Source organism: Variovorax sp. WDL1, from assembly GCF_001541225.1.
In the GTDB taxonomy this organism is placed as follows: Bacteria; Pseudomonadota; Gammaproteobacteria; order Burkholderiales; family Burkholderiaceae_C; genus Variovorax.
In genome coordinates this window covers 29,329-45,267 of the sequence record NZ_LMTS01000076.1, presented here as the reverse complement: position 1 = coordinate 45,267, position 15,939 = coordinate 29,329, and the positions used below count along the sequence as shown (strand labels likewise).

Here is a 15,939-nt window from a genome sequence, read left to right as displayed (position 1 = left end):
CCGATCTGGACCGGCTACATGCAGGCGGCGCTGCGGGGCGTGCCGGTGGCGCCCGTGCCGGTGCCGGCGGGCGTGGTGCAGGTGGATGGCGAGTGGTACTACGACGATTACGCGCCGGGCCGCGGCATCGCGAGCCTGGGCGTGGATGCAACGGGTGCGGGCATGGTGGCACCAGCCGAGACGCTGGCCGGCGTGCCCGTCAGCGACGTGCCCACGCCGCAAGAGCGCAGCAGCATCCTCGATCTGTTCCGCTGAGGCGCGGCCTTCTCACCCGGGCGAAGCCAGCGGCAGCGTGAGCGTGGCCAGCGCGCCGCCGCGCGGCGCGTTCGCGAGCTCGATGCGCCCGCGGTGCAGTGCCGCGATCTCCTTCACGAAGGCGAGCCCGAGGCCGGTGCTCTTCTTCTGGCTGTGCGGGCGCGCCAGCGAGTAGAACTTCTCGAAGACCTTGTCCTTGGCGTAATCGGGAATGCCGCGGCCATGGTCGCGCACGGTGATGCGGGCCTCGCGCGCGCCGGCATGCAGCGCCAGCGCGACCTCGGCGCCTGCGGGCGAGAAGTCGATCGCGTTGTCGAGCAGGTTGCTGATCGCGCGCCGCAGCAGGAAGGGGTCGCCCTCGACATGGGCCTCTGTGTCGATGGCCACGTGCAGGCGGATCGCGCGCGCCGCCGCGGCGCCCTGCGCGCTGGCCGCCACCTCCTGCAGCAGCGGCGCGAGTGCAAGGGTCTCGCTGCGGTCCAGCGCGCGCTGGGTCTCCAGCGCGGTCAGCTCCATCATGCGGTCCACGATCTCCTGGATGCGCTGGGTCTCGCGCGTGATGTTGGCGAGGAAGCGCTCGCGCTCGGCCTGCGGCATCGAGGGCTCCTGCACCAGCTCTGCGGCGCCGCGGATCGCCGACAGCGGGCTCTTGATCTCGTGCGTGAAGGTCTGCACGTAGTCGGCGACGTAGCTGCGGCCGGTGAACGCATCGCGCATTTCGCCGAAGCCGCTGCGCAGCGTGTCCACCGCGCGGCGCAGCATGCGCGAGAGGCTCCAGCTGCGCTGGTTGCGCAGCCAGCGCCAGTAGTCCGAGATCAGGCCGAAGGGCCGCACCAGCCAGACCGAGACGATCAGCGCGCCCACCAGCAGCGCGAAGGCCGAGCCCACGCCCACCCACAGCGTGCGGGCGCGCGCGTCCTGCACGAACTGGCCGAAGCTCTGCACCGGCTTGCCCACGCTGACCACGCCGACGATTTCGTTGTTCCAGCGCACCGGGGCGGCGGCGTACATCACCGAGGTCAGCGGGTCGCTCTCGATGTCGCGCGAGGTGCGAGCGCCGTACAGGCCGGCCAGGGTGCGGCTGACGTCGCTCCATCGGGAGAAGTCGGCGCCGGTGCTGCGGCCCAGAGAATCGAAGAGCACGCGGCCGCTGCGATCGGTGACGTAGACGCGCAGCTCCACGCGGCTCTTGTGCAGGTTGTAGATCTGGGCCGAGAACTGGCGCGCGTAGACGGAGCGGAACAGCGGCTCGAGCCGCGCGGTGTTGATCGCGCCGGCGATCACATCCTGTTCGACCAGGCTGGCCATGAGCTGCGAGGCCTCCACCAGCGACTCCTCGGCCGACTCGCGGTAGCGCGGGTCGATGTCCGCGACGACGCGGTAGAGCAGGAAGGCGATGCCCGCCGCATAGATCAGCAGGATGCCGAGAAAGATGCGGGTTCGTCTACTCACACGCTGGATGGAAGCTCTTCATTGAGCGCGTAGCCCGTGCCGCGCAGCGTGCGGATCGCCTCGACCTCGGGCGCGACGGCGCGCAGCTTGGCGCGCAGGGTCTTGACGTGGGCATCGACCGTGCGGTCGAAGCTCTCGCTGGCGTCGTCCCACACGAGCTCGAGCAGCTCGTCGCGCGTGAACACGCGGCCCGGGCGCTGCACCAGCAGCCTGAGCAGCCCGTACTCGTAGCGCGAGAGCTCGAGCAGGCGGCCGTAGTAGCGGATCTGCATGCGCTCGGCATCGAGGGCGAAGGGCGAGGCCGATGCACCGCTCGCGGGTGCCGCGGGTGCCGCATGTCCCGCGGACGCAGCTGGCCCAGGGCTGGCCATCGGATGCCCGTTGCCGCGCCCGCTGCGGCGCAGGATGGTGCGCACGCGCGCCACCAGCTCGCGCGGCGAGAAGGGCTTGGCCACGTAGTCGTCGGCGCCCAGCTCGAGGCCCACGACGCGGTCGATCTCGTCGCTGCGCGCGGTGAGGAAGAGCATCGGCACCTCGGCGCCTCCCTGCTCGCGATTGAGCGCCTGCAGCCGCTTGAAGAGCTCGAAGCCGTTCATGTCGGGCAGGCCCACGTCCAGGATGGCGAGCGCGGGCGGGTCGGCCGCGAACTGGGCGATGGCTTCCTCGGCCGTGGCGCACCAGATGGGCACGAAGCCGTCGGTCCGGAGCACGTACTGCAGGGTATCGGCGATGCCGGACTCGTCTTCGGCGATCAGGATCCGTGGGTGCGAGAGCATGGGGCGGATGGTAGCGGTCCGGAACCTTTGCGCGCCGAGGCGAACGAACAGGGCCTTTTCCATTCCGAAAGACCCAGACCGTGACCCCTTCCGAAACCCGGGCCATCGTGAGCCTGAGCCTGCTGGCGGCCTTCGTCGACGGCGAGAAGCACGAGCGCGAGCGCGCCGAGATCAAGCGGATTGCCGAGGGCCTGTCGCAGGCCGATGGCGTGCAGCTGCCCACGCTCTACCAGGACGTGCTGATGAAGCGCGTGTCGCTGGCCTCGGTGGCAGGCGAGCTGAAAAGCGCCGACGCGCGGCAGCTGGCCTACGAGATGGCCGTGTGCGTGTGCGACGCCGACGGCACGCAGTCGCAGGCCGAGCGCCTGTTCCTTGCCGATGCCCGCACGGCGCTCGGGCTGGATACGCCAGCCGCGACACAGTTTGCGCAGCAGGCCGAGGAGATCGCATCCGTGCCGCTTGCGCCCTCCGCGGCGGCGGCTCCAGCCGTCGACGGTGCCGCGCTGGACCAGGCCATCCTCAACGCCGCGATCCTGAACGGCGCGCTGGAGCTGTTGCCCGAGACCCTCTCGACCATGGCCATCATCCCGCTGCAGATGAAGCTGGTGTATCGCATCGGCAAGGCCCACGGCTTCGAGCTCGACAGCGGCCATGTGAAGGACTTCCTCGCCACCGTCGGCGTCGGCCTGACCTCGCAGTACCTCGAGCAGGCCGGCCGCAAGCTTCTGGGCGGATTGCTCGGCAGGGTGGGCGGCGGGCTGCTGGGCGGCCTGGGCAAGCAGGCCGTCAGCTCGGGCATGAGCTTCGCGAGCACCTACGCGCTGGGCCACGTGGCGAAGCGCTATTACGCGGGCGGACGCACGCTGTCGACGCAGATGCTGAAGGAGGCGTTCGCGAGCGTGACGCAGGAGGCGCAGGGCCTGCAGACGCGCTACCTGCCGCAGATCCAGGAAAAGGCCCGCACACTCGACGCCGGCAAGGTGCTGGCGATGGTGCGCGGCGCCTGACGTCCAGGGCGGGCGCCGCGCCGGGCCGCCGCTTCAGGCCGGGTGCAGGTCGAAGCAGCAGCCCGCGTAGAAAGGCTTGTCGCCGCCTTCGACGAAGGGCACCTCGATCGCCTTGCCCTCGTTGCGCCACGCATCGCGCCGCTTGTAGCCGGAAGCTGCCAGCTCGGCCAGCAACTGGTCATGGTGCTGGATGCGGTAGGGGCAGACCGCGAAGCCGATGCTGTTGAGCGTGTAGAGCGTGCGCTCCGGATGCACGGCGGTGGTGTTCAGCACGATGCGCCTCGGCTTCGCCGGCAGCGCGGCGATGATCTCGGAGATGCGCTGCGGCAGGTACTGCAGGCTGCCGGAGGCGTAGAGCACGTCATAGCCGCTCGCATCGCGGAAGTCGGTGCTGAAGCTCAGCTGCGCGGTGGCTTCGCGCTTCACCGCAAGCTCCCGCCCGGTCTGGACCACGGTGGGCACGTCGCAGACCGTCCAGCGCAGGCCGGCCGGGTAATTCAGCATGCGGCGAAAAGCGTAGTACTTGATGCCGACATGGCCGCCGAGGTCGAAGATGCTGCGCATACCGTCGTCCAGCGCGCGGCCGATCCAGAACAGGCCGGGATAGTCGTAGTGGGCGACCTGATGGCTGTAGAAGGCATCGGCGGGGGCGTTGTCGTAGCCGACGGCCTTGGTGGCCGGCGCACCGGCCTCGGCGGCGGCGAAGCTCTCGAAGGAACCCATGAAGAGGTTCTCCTCGCGGTTCTCCAGGAACTTGCGGCGATAGGCAGCTTCACGGACCGAGGGGGGGAGAAGACTCGTAAGCATGGGGGCCCTTTGCCTTTGTGTTGAATGCAATTGCATCGCGCATTTTGCACTTTGAAACAAAAGTATTCAACCTCAAAACCGGACGAGGCGCGGCACGCGGCCGTCGGGCGGCGGCTACTCGACCCGGTAGCCCGCATTCTCGATCGCCAGGACGATGTCCTGGCGCGGCTGCGTGCTCAGCACGTCGACATGGCCGGTTTCAAGGTCCACCGTGACCTGCGCCTTCGGATCCACAGCCTGCACCGCATTCTGGACCGCGCTGACGCAGTGGTTGCAGCTCATGCCCGACACCTGGAATTTCTGACTCATCGTTGCTCCTTCATGGGGGTTGAAGGGAGAGTGTCAACTTTGCCACGATGTCAATGTCAAGTGAACCACCCTGTTGGCGGGAGCAGCACCATCGATGCCGTGCTGCTCGACGCGGGCCGAGGGCCAGGGTGGCATTCGGCGCGCCATCCGCGACCCACGCTCAGGCCAGCGCCGGATAGTCGATGTAGCCCTTCTCGCCTCCGCCGTAGAAGGTGCTTTTGTCCCAGGGATTGAGCGGCGCGTCGTCGCGCAGCCGGCGCACCAGGTCGGGGTTGGAGATGAAGGGCTTGCCGAAGGCCACGAGGTCGTCGCCCTCCCTCAGGGCGGCTTCGGCCAGCGGCTTGTCGTAGCCGTTGTTCACCATCCAGGCGGCCCGTCCGCCCGCGGCCCGATAGGCGGCCTTGAGGGCCCCGTAGTCGAAGGGGCGGTCCTCCAGTTCGCGGGGCCCGCCGGTGGCGCCTTCGATGACGTGGACGTAGGCAAGGCCCAGCGGCGCGAGCTGTTTCACGACATATTCGAAGAGCGGCTGCGGGTCCGCGTCGTGCACGTCGTTGGCGGGAGTGACCGGCGACAGCCGGATGCCGGCGATGCCGCCGCCGACCGCGCCGACCACCGCCCGTGCCACCTCGAGCAGCAGGCGGGCGCGGTTCTCGATGCTGCCGCCGTAGTCGTCGCTGCGATGGTTGCTGCTGGTCTTGAGGAACTGGTCGAGCAGGTAGCCGTTCGCGGCATGGATCTCGACGCCGTCGAAGCCGGCGGTTTCCACCGCATTGCGGGCGGCTGCCGCATAGGCGTGGACGATGCCGGGCAGTTCGCCCGCATCGAGGGCGCGCGGCTCGGAAGTCTCTACGAAGGTGGGTACGCCGTTCTTGATCAGCACCGTCTTGGTCTTGGCCGCGATGGCCGACGGAGCGACCGGCTTGCCGCCGCCGGGCTGCAGCTCGTTGTGCGAGACCCGGCCGACGTGCCACAGCTGCACGACGATCTTGCCGCCCTCGGCATGGACGGCATCGGTGACGCGCTTCCAGGCCTGGAGCTGCTGCGTGCTGTAGAGGCCCGGCACGTCCGCGTAGCCCTGCCCCTGGTGGCTGATGGCGGTGGCTTCGGTGATCAGCAGGCCGGCGGCGGCGCGCTGCGCATAGTAGGTGGCGGCGATGGAGGGCGGCACCGCGTTGGGCGAACGGTTGCGCGTGAGCGGCGCCATGACGACGCGGTTGGCGAGCTTCAGATCGCCGGCCTGGATCGGATCGAAAAGGGAGGGCATCCTTTTTCCTTTTGTTGTGACGGAACGCACCCGACGGTAATCCGATGCGCACGGCCATGCTGTCGCGGGGTTGTCGTTTTGCTGGTAGTGCATGCCGCAAAATGGCCGTGCCCGATGACGACCCTCGCCGCCACGCTCACGCCCGCCCGAGCCCTGCGCCTTGCGCTCGCGCTGTCCCTGGGAGCTGCGGTGTCGCTGGGCATCACGCGCTTTTCCTACGGGCTGCTCTTGCCGCCGATGCGCGCCGACCTGGGCTGGAGCTACGCACTGGCCGGCGGCATGAACACCGCCAACGCCGCCGGCTACCTGCTGGGTGCGCTGATGACGCCGGCGTTGATCAGGCGCTACGGGCCGCTGCGGCTGCTGGTCGGCGGCGCGGTGCTGGCCAGCATCTTCATGGGAGCCAGCGGCTTCTTCACCTCCGCGCCGGCGCTGCTGGCGCAACGGCTGCTGGCCGGCGTCGCGAGCGCCTGGGTCTTCGTCGCCGGCGGATTGCTTGCCGCGCGCCTTGGTGCGCTGCAGCCGGAACGCGCCGGGCTGCTGCTGGGGTTTTACTACGGAGGTACGGGCTTCGGCATCACCCTGTCGGCGCTGCTCGTGCCGCCGGTGCTGCGGGCCGCGGCCGGGCAGGCGCATGGCTGGGCCTGGGCCTGGTGGGCGCTGGCGCTGGCGTGCATGGCGGCAACGGCGATGCTCGGTGTTGCGGCACGCGCCATGCCTGCCGATGCGGCCCCAGGCGCTGCGGCGTCGCCGTCGGCCGCGGTGCGGCGCGGCGGCGTGCATCGTCTCGGCTGGGCGCTGGCAGGCTACGCCATGTTCGGGATGGGCTACATCGGCTACATGACCTTCGTGATCGCGCTGCTGCGCGAGCAGGGCTCGAGCCCAGGGTACATCACGGCCTTTTACGCACTGCTCGGCATCGCCTGCGTGGCGTCGGCGCGGCTCTGGGCGGGGCTGCTGGATCGCTCTCGCGGCGGGGCGCCGCAGGCCGTCCTCAACGCGCTGCTGGGGCTGGCGACGGTGCTGCCGGTGCTCAGCGCGGCCTGGCCCGTGACGCTGCTGTCGGGACTGCTGTTCGGCGGGGTCTTCCTGTCGGTGGTGTCCTCCACCACAGCGCTGGTGCGGCACAACCTGCCGGAGGCGCAATGGGTGGCCGGCATCAGCGCCTTCACCATCATCTTCGCGCTGGGACAGATCGTGGGGCCGACGGTGACGGGCTGGATCTCCGACGGCTCGGGCGGCCTGGCGAGCGGCCTCCTGGCCTCGGCCGCGGCGCTGTGGATCGGCGCTGCGCTGGCGTGGCGACAGCGGCCGCTCGGCCGCTGAGGACGCCGCGCGCCTTACTTGGCGAGGCCCTCGGCCTTGAGCGCCTCCTGCACGTTGGGCCGGGCGCCGACGCGCGCATGCCAGGCTTGCACGTTCGGGTAGGGCGACAGGTCCATGCCCACGGGCTTGGCCCAGTTGGTGACGGTGAACAGGTAGCCGTCAGCGACGGTGAAGTGTTCGCCCATCAGGTATTCCTTGCCCTGGAGCTCGCGGTTGAGCCACTCGTAGCGCGATTCCAGCTTGCTCTTGAAGACAGCTTTCGCCTCCTCGGGCATGGCGGGGTTGAAGAAGGGCGAGTAGGTCTTGTGGATCTCGGTGCCGATGAAGGTGAGCCACTCCTGTAGCCGATAGCGCGACAGCGTGCCGGCGGCGGGGGCGAGGTTCTTGGTGGGGGCCAGATCGGCGATGTACTGCACGATGGCCGGGCCTTCTCGCAGGCGCGTGCCGTCGTCGAGCTCGAGCATCGGCACATAGCCGAGCGGGTTGATGCCGTAGTAGTCGGTGCCGTCCTTCAGCTTGTGGCTCTTGGTGCTGGCGAGCACGGGCTCGAAGGCGATGCCGGCTTCGCGCAGCGCGATGTGCGGTGAGAGCGAGCAGGCGCCCGGCGAGTAATACAGCTTCATGCGAAAGACTCCTGTGGAATGTTGAGGAACGCGATCATGAGTGAAGAGCGGATGCTAGCGGTTCCGGTGGTGGCGGCGTTTTTGTCCTACGGGGCCACGGGCGGGCCGACTATCGGTGCGGCGAGCGTGCTTTCTTATCCTGCGATGCGCCGCGGCAGGGGCCGCGATCGAAGGAGCTCCTCCATGTTGAAGTACGCCATCATCTTCGCGATCGTCTCGCTGATAGCGGGTGCACTCGGTTTCGGCGGCATTGCCGCGGGCGCGGCCGGCATCGCCAAGCTGCTGTTCGGCCTGTTCCTGATCCTGGCCGTGCTGTTCCTGGTGCTGGCGGCGCTGGGCATCGGCGCCGCGAAAAAAGCCCTGGACTGACGACGCCACGGCGGGAGGAGGAATATGCATGCATCGAACGTGGAAGCCGTGCTCGACTATGAGGTGGAAGCGCCCTCGCACCTGGTGTTCAACATCGAGGCCGCGCGCAGCGGCGCTCAGGCCGTGGCCAGCGAGGAGCTCGTGATCGAGCCTGCCGTGCAGCGCGAGACGTTCTGCGATGAGATCAGCGGCAACCGCTTCGTCCGCTTCGATGCGCCGGCGGGGCCGCTGAAGATCTCCTACCGGGCGCAGGTCCAGCGGGCCCACGTGCTGGTGCCGGCCGAACTCGCGGAGCTTCCGGTGAACCAGGTGCCGCACGAGTTGCTCCGCTACCTGATGCCCAGCCGCTACTGCGAGTCGGACCTGATGTCGCGATGCGCGCAGCAGCTCTTCGGTGACTTGCCGCCGGGCATTGGACGTGTGCAGGCGATCGCCGATTGGATTCACGACAGCATCACCTACGAGCCGGGCAGCAGCAATTCGACTACCACCGCGCGAGAGGTGTTCGTCGAGCGCGCGGGGGTGTGCCGCGATTTCGCGCACCTGGGCATCACCTTCTGCCGCGCGCTCAACATCCCGGCGCGCTTGGTGGTGGGCTATGTCTGGTTCGACGAGCCGCCGCAGGATTTCCATGCGGTGTTCGAGGCCTGGCTTGGCGGGCAGTGGGTGCTGTTCGACCCGACGCGCATGGCGCCGCCGGACCGGCTGGTGCGGGTGGGCACCGGCGCGGATGCCAAGGATGTGGCCTTCTGTACCTTCTTCGGGCCCGTTCGCATGACCGGCAAAGCGTTGAGCGTGCAAGAGGTGCAGGACGAGCGCCTCGTAGTCCCTGCCGGGCCAGCGCCGAGTGGGCAACTGGTGGGCATCGAGAAGCCCGTGCCGGTGGCGGCGGCGTCCATGTCTCTGCTGCAGGCGCCCGCTGCTGCGCAGGCGCTATAAATTCGATAGCAATCGAGTGCGGTAGCGGGCGCTTTCGCAGCTCGAGCAGCGGCCCGCCGCCTTGTCCCCTGCGGGCCTATGGGCGCGGCCTGGGCGATTAAAATCGATCCCCCTTTCCGCAAGCGCACGCGCAAGTGCGCCCCTCCCCAATGCTGTATCCCGAAGAATTCGATGTCATCGTCGTCGGCGGTGGCCATGCCGGCACCGAGGCTGCGCTGGCTTCAGCGCGCATGGGCGCCCGCACGCTGCTGCTCACCCACAACATCGAGACGCTGGGACAGATGAGCTGCAACCCGTCGATCGGCGGCATCGGCAAGGGCCATCTGGTCAAGGAAGTCGATGCGCTCGGGGGCGCGATGGCGATCGCAACGGACGAGGCGGGCATCCAGTTCCGCATCCTCAACTCGAGCAAGGGGCCGGCAGTGCGGGCGACGCGTGCGCAGGCCGACCGGGTGCTCTACAAGGCGGCGATCCGGCGGCGGCTGGAGAATCAGCCGAATCTTTCGCTCTTCCAGCAGGCGGTCGACGACCTGATGATCGAAGGCGACCGGGTAGTGGGCGCGGTGACGCAGGTGGGCATCGCCTTCAGGTCGCGCACCGTGGTACTGACGGCCGGGACGTTTCTCGATGGCCGGATTCATGTCGGCCTGGACAACTACCAGGCGGGCCGGGCGGGTGACCCGCCGGCGGTCACTCTTTCGGCTCGGCTGAAGGAGCTGAAGCTGCCGCAGGGCCGGCTCAAGACTGGCACGCCGCCGCGGCTCGACGGTCGCAGCATCGATTTCTCCAAATGCGTCGAGCAGCCGGGGGACGGCATGCCGGGCGGGGCAGGGCCGATGCCTGTCTTCAGCTTCATGGGCCGGACGGACATGCATCCGCAGCAGATGCCATGCTGGATCACCAACACGAATGCCAGGACGCACGAAATCATCCGCTCCGGCTTCGACCGCAGCCCGATGTTCACGGGCAAGATCGACGGCGTGGGGCCGCGCTACTGCCCGAGCGTGGAGGACAAGATCAACCGCTTTGCCGACAAGGAAAGCCACCAGATCTTCCTGGAGCCTGAAGGGCTGACAACCAACGAGTACTACCCGAACGGCATCTCGACCAGTCTGCCTTTCGATATCCAGTACCGGCTTGTCCGTTCCATGGCCGGGCTGGAGAACGCGCACATCCTGCGGCCCGGCTATGCGATCGAGTACGACTACTTCGATCCGCGCGGGCTCAAAAGCAGCTTCGAGACGCGCGTCATTCAAGGGCTTTTCTTCGCTGGGCAGATCAACGGGACCACCGGCTATGAAGAGGCCGCGGCCCAGGGGCTCTTCGCGGGAATCAACGCGGCACTGTCTTGCCGAGGCGAGGCGCCTTGGCTGCCGCGCCGCGACGAGGCCTACCTGGGCGTCCTGGTCGACGACCTGATCACCAAGGGTGTGACTGAGCCCTACCGCATGTTCACCAGCCGCGCCGAGTTCCGGCTGCAGCTGAGGGAGGACAACGCCGACATGCGGCTCACGGAGGCGGGCCGCAAGCTGGGCTTGGTGGACGATGCGCGCTGGGATGCTTTCTCCCGCAAGCGCGATCTTGTTTCACGTGAAACAGAGCGGCTGCGTTCGATCTGGGTAAATCCTCGCAACCTGCCGGCGAGCGAGTCGGAGCGCGTTCTCGGCAAAGCGATCGAGCGCGAGTACAACCTCGGCGATCTCCTGCGGCGACCCGATGTGGACTATGCGTCTTTGATGTCACTGGATGGCGGCAAATATGCGTTGACCGAACCGCTGGGCGGACCCGAGATCGAGCAGATCGAGATCGCCGCGAAATATGCGGGGTACATCGATCGGCAACACGATGAAGTTGAGCGGGCTGCGCATTTCGAGAATCTCAGGCTGCCCGCCGATCTGGACTATGGCCAAGTCAAGGCGCTCAGCTTCGAGGTACGCCAGAAGCTCGCCAAGCACCGACCTGAAACCCTCGGGCTCGCTTCTCGAATTTCGGGAGTGACGCCGGCGGCCATCTCGCTGCTGATGATCCATTTACGCAAGGGCGGACACCGCGCCTTCGCACCGAATGCGGCGGCCGAGTCGCAGCAAGTCAGCGAATGAGTTCCGATCGGGAGTTGCGCGAGGGCGCCGCAACGCTCGGCGTGAGCCTGAATCACCGCCAATGCGAACAGCTCCTGGCCTACGCCGCGCTCATCCTGAAGTGGAACAAGGTCTACAACCTGACCGCGCTGCGCGACCCGAAGAGCGTCCTGACCCATCACCTGCTCGATAGCCTGTCGGTCATTCGGCCATTGGCTCGTGAGTGGCCGGAAAGGGCAGGGCTGCTCGACGTGGGTGCCGGTGCGGGGTTGCCTGGCGTGGTGATCGCGATCTTGCGCGAGGACATCACAGTCACATGCCTGGACGCGGTGGCCAAGAAGGCGGCGTTCGTCCAGCAAGTGGCAGCGGAACTCGGCCTGCCGAACTTGCGCGGCGTACATGGCAGGGTGGAGTCACTGGCTGGTTGCTTCGACTTGATCAGTTCGCGCGCCTTCGCCTCCTTGGCCGACTTCTTTGCAGGATCGAAGCATTTGCTCGCGCCCGGCGGCCTTTGGCTGGCCATGAAAGGCAAGATGCCACGCGAGGAACTTTCTCAAGTGCCGGCCGAGGTCGAGGTGTTTCACGTGGAACAACTGCGCGTTCCCGGCCTGGAAGCCGACCGCTGCATCGTCTGGGCGCGAAAACAGCCGGCTTGAGCGACCTCGGCTCGATCGACCTCGCTTAGACTCGAAGCCTCCCTTTCCGAGGCAAATCCATGTTCGGCATCGCTGACTACGGCGCGTTCGTTGTCGCCATCATCATTTTTCTGGCGATCCCCGGGCCGGGCAATCTGGCCATCATCACTTCCACCGGCAAGGGCGGCATCCGCGGCGGGCTGGCGGCCGCCTTCGGCCTGATCGCCGGCGATCAAATCCTGATGTGGGCTGCCGTGGCCGGGGTCGCTGCGTTGCTGACCGCCTACCCGCCGGCCTTCAAGGCGGTGCAGTGGCTGGGTGCTGCGTACCTTGCCTGGCTGGGATTCCGGATGCTGATCGCCAAGCCGGGCGCCGCGCCAGTTCTCAACATCCGTCCTCGGCAGTATTTTCGGCAGGCGTTGATGATCACACTGCTGAATCCGAAGGCCATCGTCTTCTACATGGCCTTCTTCCCGCTCTTCGTCGACCCGGCCCGCCATCAAGGCCTGCTGACGTTCGGCGTCATGGCCCTGACGATCGCGGCGTTGACCTTCGCCTATTGCCTCGGCGCAACGCTGCTCACGCACTTCCTGGCGGAGCGTTTGCGTGCCAATCCCCGTATCAAGGTCCTCCTGGAAAAGCTGGCCGGCGTCTTCCTGATTGGCTTCGGTGCGAAACTCGCGGCCTCTCAGTAGCATGGCGAAGATCTTCTGCATCGCGAACCAGAAGGGTGGCGTGGGCAAGACCACGACCGCAGTCAATCTCGCTGCCGGCTTGGCCAAGGTGGGGCAGCGGGTCCTGATGATCGACCTGGACCCGCAAGGCAACGCCACCATGGGTTCCGGAATCGACAAGCGCCAGCTGGAAACCACGGTCTATGACGTGCTGCTCGAGTCGGCCTCCGTAGCCGAAGCGCGGGTGAGATCCGAAAAGTGCGGGTACGACGTGCTGGGCGCCAACCGCGAACTGGCGGGCGCCGAGGTCGAGATGGTGACACTCGACCGCCGCGAGAAGCGGCTGCGCACGGCGCTGGCGACCGTCGGCGCCGAGTACGACTTCATCCTGATCGACTGCCCGCCCAGCCTCAGCCTCCTGACGCTCAACGGCCTGTGCTCCGCGCACGGGGTGATCGTGCCCATGCAGTGCGAGTACTTCGCACTCGAAGGGCTGACAGACCTGGTGAACACCATCAAGCAGGTGCACGCCAATCTCAACAAGAACCTGCAGATCATCGGCCTCCTGCGCGTGATGTTCGATCCCCGCATCACTCTGCAGCAGCAGGTCAGCGAGCAGCTCAAGGCGCATTTCGGCGACAAGGTGTTCGATACCGTGATCCCACGCAATGTGCGCCTCGCGGAGGCGCCCAGCTATGGCTTGCCGGGCGTTATCTTCGATCCGGGAGCGCGCGGCAGCCAGGCCTTCATCGCCTTCGCGGAGGAACTGGTGCGGAAGATGCCGCCTGCGAGTGCGCTCGCAGGCGCCGCGCCCGCGCCCGTACCGATGGATGCGCCACCCGTCGCCATGCAGGACCCGAACGCGGCCTGAGCGCAGCTGCCCCTTGTGCTATCAAAATTGCAGCAGATGCCCATGCCAACCATCCTGTTGCTGCCCGGTTGGCAGAACAGCGACCCGCCGCACTGGCAAAGCCGGTGGGAGGCGATCCATGGCGACCGACGCGTCGACCAGCATGAATGGATGCGGCCGCTGCGCGGCGACTGGACCACCCGCCTCGAGGAAGAGGTGCTGGCGGCGCCCGGCCGAGTGGCCCTGGTCGCGCACAGCCTGGGATGCATCCTCGTGGCCGCCTGGGCCGCACATTCGCGCAATATCCACAAGGTGCAGGCCGCGTTCCTGGTTGCCCCGGGCGATCTGGAACGCGACGACCTACGCCAGATGATCCCCGGCTGGGCGCCGATCGTGCGCGAGCGCCTGCCTTTCCGCGCGCTGATGATCGCAGCTGATGACGATCCCTACTGCAGCGCCGAACGCTCCCGCGAAATGGCGCGCGATTGGGGCGCCCGCTACCACGAGGCCGGTCCGCGCGGCCACCTCAACGGCGAATCCGGCTTGGGCGACTGGCCCGAAGGCCGGCAATTGCTGAACGAACTCCTGAAAGAAGAATGACCTCGATGGCCACCAAGAAACCCAAGGGCCTCGGCCGCGGACTCGAAGCCCTGCTCGGGCCCACCTTCACCGGCCCCGACAGCTCGGCCAACGACGATGCCGCGCCGCCCAACCCGACCACCCTGAACCTGGACCAGATGGTCCCCGGCGTCTACCAGCCGCGAACGCGGATGGACGAGGGCGCGCTCTACGAGTTGGCCGAGAGCATCAAGGCGCAAGGCATCATGCAGCCCATCCTGGTGCGGCGCCTCGATGGCGACGCCTCGCGCGCCAAGAACGCCGAGTTCGAGATCATCGCCGGCGAGCGGCGCTTCCGTGCTGCCAAGCTGGCAGGCCTCGACAGCGTGCCCGTGCTCGTGCGCGATGTGCCGAACGAAGCCGCTGCCGCCATGTCGCTGATCGAAAACATCCAGCGCGAAGACCTCAACCCTTTGGAAGAAGCCCAAGGCCTGCAACGCCTCGTCGCCGAGTTTGGGCTCACTCACGAGTCTGCGGCGCAGGCTGTCGGCCGTTCGCGCAGCGCCGCCAGCAACCTGCTGCGCCTGCTGAACCTGGCCGAACCTGCCCAGGCCATGCTCATGGCGGGCGATCTCGACATGGGTCATGCGCGCGCCCTCCTGTCGCTCGATAAGGGCACCCAGATCACCGCGGCCAACCAGATCGCTGCCAAGAAGCTCTCAGTGCGCGAGACCGAGGCGCTGGTCAAGAAGCTGAGCGCCGAGTTCAGCCTGCGGCCGCCCGTGCGGCGCGGCGGAGCGGACAAGTCGCGCGATCTGCAGCGCGTCGAGGAGGAACTCGCGGACCTGCTTGCGGCCGAGGTCGAAGTGCGCATCAAGAAGCGCAGCAAGCGCGGCGGCCGGGTCGAGCAGAGCGGCGAACTCGCCATCCACTTCGGATCACTCGAGGCCCTCAATGGCCTGATCGACCGCATCCGCCAAACGGCCTAGTTGCGAAGTTGGGAAGTCCTAGCTTCCGGACGGTTGTCCGGGGCTTGCTTTACGCCTATGCTCTGCCGGTTACTTTTTCTAACCTATAACCTGAAAGTACTCTGAGGGGAATCCGACCATGAATACCGCCCGTCTTTCGCTCGTTACCGTCGCCGTGGGCGCGCTTTTCCTGACCGGTTGCCAGACCACCGACATGCAGATGGGCAGCCAGAGCGCAAAGACGGTGGCCACCGGCAGCGCTGCCGGCAGCGCCTCGGCCAACACCAGCAGCGCGCTCGAGCGCTGCGCCTCCCCGCTGGGCACTGTCTCGCTGATCGAGAACCAGTCGGCCGGCTGGTACACCATCCTGCGCAACGAATACCGCCTGCCGCCCACCGCGAACCTGCTGCGCCTGCTGGTGCAGCAGTCCAACTGCTTCGTGGTGGTGGAGCGCGGCGCGGCCGGCATGAATGCCATGTCGCGCGAGCGCGACCTGATGGCCTCGGGCGAGATGCGCCAGGGCAGCAACTTCGGCCGCGGGCAGATGGTGGCCTCGGACTATGGCCTGTCGCCCGAGATCGTCTTCAGCAACAACAATGCCGGCGGCCTGGGCGGATCGCTCGGCGGCCTGGTGGGCGGGCGCTACAGCGGCGTGCTGGCCGCAGTGGGTGGCAATCTCCAGACCAAGGAAGCCAGCGCGCTGCTGACCTTGATCGACAACCGCTCGGGCGTGCAGGTCGCCGCCTCCGAGGGCAGCGCCTCCAAGACCGACTTCGGTGCCTTCGGCTCGGTCTTCGGCAGCGGCGGCGCAGGTGGCCTGGGCGGCTACACCAATACGGCGCAGGGCAAGGTGATCAGCGCCGCCTTCATGGACGCTTTCAACCAGATGGTCGTCTCGCTGCGCAACTACAAGGCGCAGACGGTGCAGGGCCAGGGCCTGGGTGGCGGCGGACGGCTGGGTGTCGACGGCGGCGCGGCCCCGTCGCAGACCTCGGCACCGGCGGAGCGGGCCCCGGCGCGTCGCAGAAAGTAGGTCAGGGGGCGCGGGA

General features: G+C 67.6%; 17 protein-coding genes and 1 pseudogene. 12 read left to right on the top strand and 6 right to left on the bottom strand.

What is annotated here, in order from left to right; all coding sequences use genetic code 11:
- Positions 1 to 255 (top strand): annotated as a pseudogene (locus APY03_RS43570) (penicillin-binding protein); the annotation flags it as partial.
- A gap of 12 nt (positions 256 to 267) precedes the next feature.
- Here the strand turns inward: APY03_RS43570 and creC are convergent.
- Both creC and creB read right to left on the bottom strand, forming a co-directional pair.
- Positions 268 to 1,707: a two-component system sensor histidine kinase CreC gene (gene creC, locus APY03_RS10805; protein WP_068676637.1), complete on the bottom strand. Its 1,440-nt coding sequence runs from the start codon at positions 1,705 to 1,707 to the stop codon at positions 268 to 270.
- Positions 1,704 to 2,483 carry a two-component system response regulator CreB gene (gene creB / locus APY03_RS10800; protein ID WP_068676712.1) on the bottom strand — a complete coding sequence of 260 codons (780 nt, stop codon included), beginning with the start codon at positions 2,481 to 2,483 and terminating at the stop codon, positions 1,704 to 1,706. Before creB ends, creC begins: the two co-directional genes overlap by 4 nt.
- A gap of 80 nt (positions 2,484 to 2,563) precedes the next feature.
- Here creB and APY03_RS10795 point away from each other — a divergent pair, with 80 nt between their 5' ends.
- Positions 2,564 to 3,490: a YcjF family protein gene (locus APY03_RS10795; RefSeq protein ID WP_068676635.1), complete on the top strand. Its 927-nt coding sequence runs from the start codon at positions 2,564 to 2,566 to the stop codon at positions 3,488 to 3,490.
- Between the two features lie 33 nt (positions 3,491 to 3,523).
- Here APY03_RS10795 and APY03_RS10790 read toward each other — a convergent pair whose 3' ends face one another.
- The 3 genes from APY03_RS10790 to APY03_RS10780 form a co-directional block, all read right to left on the bottom strand.
- The gene (locus tag APY03_RS10790) at positions 3,524 to 4,297 is read right to left on the bottom strand and encodes a TIGR04325 family methyltransferase (RefSeq protein ID WP_068676633.1); all 774 of its coding nucleotides are present in this window, start codon (positions 4,295 to 4,297) and stop codon (positions 3,524 to 3,526) included.
- A 114-nt stretch (positions 4,298 to 4,411) separates the two neighbouring features.
- Entirely contained in the window at positions 4,412 to 4,606 is a 195-nt protein-coding gene (locus APY03_RS10785; RefSeq protein WP_068676631.1) for a heavy-metal-associated domain-containing protein, read from the bottom strand.
- A 160-nt stretch (positions 4,607 to 4,766) separates the two neighbouring features.
- A complete protein-coding gene (locus tag APY03_RS10780; RefSeq protein ID WP_068676629.1) occupies positions 4,767 to 5,870 on the bottom strand; it encodes an alkene reductase in 1,104 nt (367 codons plus the stop codon).
- A 114-nt stretch (positions 5,871 to 5,984) separates the two neighbouring features.
- On the opposite strand from APY03_RS10780, the gene APY03_RS10775 reads away from it, so the two are divergent.
- Complete coding sequence (locus tag APY03_RS10775; protein ID WP_068676627.1) at positions 5,985 to 7,196, top strand: YbfB/YjiJ family MFS transporter; 1,212 nt, start codon at positions 5,985 to 5,987, stop codon at positions 7,194 to 7,196.
- A gap of 14 nt (positions 7,197 to 7,210) precedes the next feature.
- Here the strand turns inward: APY03_RS10775 and gstA are convergent, their stop codons facing one another.
- Positions 7,211 to 7,819, bottom strand: a complete 609-nt coding sequence (gene gstA / locus APY03_RS10770) for a glutathione transferase GstA (RefSeq protein ID WP_068676625.1) — start codon at positions 7,817 to 7,819, stop codon at positions 7,211 to 7,213.
- 183 nt (positions 7,820 to 8,002) lie between these two features.
- On the opposite strand from gstA, the gene APY03_RS10765 reads away from it, so the two are divergent.
- The 9 genes from APY03_RS10765 to APY03_RS10725 all read left to right on the top strand — a co-directional run bounded on the left by APY03_RS10765 (position 8,003) and on the right by APY03_RS10725 (position 15,923).
- Positions 8,003 to 8,188, top strand: coding sequence for a DUF1328 family protein (locus tag APY03_RS10765; protein WP_068676623.1), 186 nt, complete (start codon positions 8,003 to 8,005; stop codon positions 8,186 to 8,188).
- 24 nt (positions 8,189 to 8,212) lie between these two features.
- Complete coding sequence (locus APY03_RS10760; protein ID WP_068676621.1) at positions 8,213 to 9,127, top strand: transglutaminase-like domain-containing protein; 915 nt, start codon at positions 8,213 to 8,215, stop codon at positions 9,125 to 9,127.
- Between the two features lie 149 nt (positions 9,128 to 9,276).
- Positions 9,277 to 11,226 carry a tRNA uridine-5-carboxymethylaminomethyl(34) synthesis enzyme MnmG gene (mnmG, locus tag APY03_RS10755; protein WP_068676619.1) on the top strand — a complete coding sequence of 650 codons (1,950 nt, stop codon included), beginning with the start codon at positions 9,277 to 9,279 and terminating at the stop codon, positions 11,224 to 11,226.
- Positions 11,223 to 11,861, top strand: coding sequence for a 16S rRNA (guanine(527)-N(7))-methyltransferase RsmG (gene rsmG, locus APY03_RS10750; protein WP_068676617.1), 639 nt, complete (start codon positions 11,223 to 11,225; stop codon positions 11,859 to 11,861). Before mnmG ends, rsmG begins: the two co-directional genes overlap by 4 nt.
- 59 nt (positions 11,862 to 11,920) lie before the next feature.
- Positions 11,921 to 12,535, top strand: coding sequence for a LysE family transporter (locus APY03_RS10745; protein ID WP_068676616.1), 615 nt, complete (start codon positions 11,921 to 11,923; stop codon positions 12,533 to 12,535).
- A gap of 1 nt (position 12,536) precedes the next feature.
- Positions 12,537 to 13,385, top strand: coding sequence for a ParA family protein (locus APY03_RS10740; protein WP_068676614.1), 849 nt, complete (start codon positions 12,537 to 12,539; stop codon positions 13,383 to 13,385).
- Positions 13,386 to 13,421: 36 nt separating this feature from the next.
- Positions 13,422 to 13,964 (top strand): RBBP9/YdeN family alpha/beta hydrolase, encoded by a 543-nt coding sequence (locus APY03_RS10735; protein WP_068676612.1) that lies wholly within the window; start codon positions 13,422 to 13,424, stop codon positions 13,962 to 13,964.
- A gap of 5 nt (positions 13,965 to 13,969) precedes the next feature.
- Positions 13,970 to 14,911 carry a ParB/RepB/Spo0J family partition protein gene (locus tag APY03_RS10730; protein ID WP_068676711.1) on the top strand — a complete coding sequence of 314 codons (942 nt, stop codon included), beginning with the start codon at positions 13,970 to 13,972 and terminating at the stop codon, positions 14,909 to 14,911.
- 118 nt (positions 14,912 to 15,029) lie between these two features.
- Positions 15,030 to 15,923 carry a CsgG/HfaB family protein gene (locus APY03_RS10725; protein ID WP_068676609.1) on the top strand — a complete coding sequence of 298 codons (894 nt, stop codon included), beginning with the start codon at positions 15,030 to 15,032 and terminating at the stop codon, positions 15,921 to 15,923.
- Positions 15,924 to 15,939: the final 16 nt, after the last annotated feature.